Annotated in this window: 1 protein-coding gene; it reads left to right on the top strand. The window is 40.1% G+C overall.

Annotation, left to right across the window (positions count from 1 at the left end):
- On the top strand, positions 1–195 hold a 195-nt coding region (locus tag OKC24_RS19935; protein WP_265466318.1), incomplete at its 5' end, for a hypothetical protein.
- Between the last annotated feature and the right edge of the window lie 199 nt (positions 196–394).

The following is a 394-nucleotide window of genomic DNA, read 5'->3' as shown; positions in this document are numbered from 1 at the left end:
CATTCAAATAGCGCAAAGCACGGCAAGGGCCGAGGCATTAAAGCAGATGATCAATTCACTGTACCGCTTTGCCATGCATGCCACAGCCAGTTTGATCAGTTCAAATTGGGTAGCCGGGAAGAAAGCGAAAGGATGTTCGATCAGTGGTTAGTGAAAGCAGAATTGATGTTGAGTAAGCAGGATGATGTGTTTTGATGGATAAGCAAACATTCATTTCTATTGCCATTGGTTTAACGCTTGGCGTGATGCTTATTCTGATATCGAGGCACATCGATTTCGTGATTTATATGTTTTTATTGGGTTGGCTTTTGAGATTGCTATTTCAATATTACTAAGGAGTGGTCATGAAAAAAATTACTCCAAAACTTGAACCCGCAACATTCATTATTGATTC

Origin of the sequence: Acinetobacter entericus, from assembly GCF_026168575.1 — a bacterium.
Lineage (GTDB): Bacteria > Pseudomonadota > Gammaproteobacteria > Pseudomonadales > Moraxellaceae > Acinetobacter > Acinetobacter bouvetii.
Note: the sequence above shows the minus strand (reverse complement) of the source record. Positions and strands in the feature narration are given on the sequence as shown.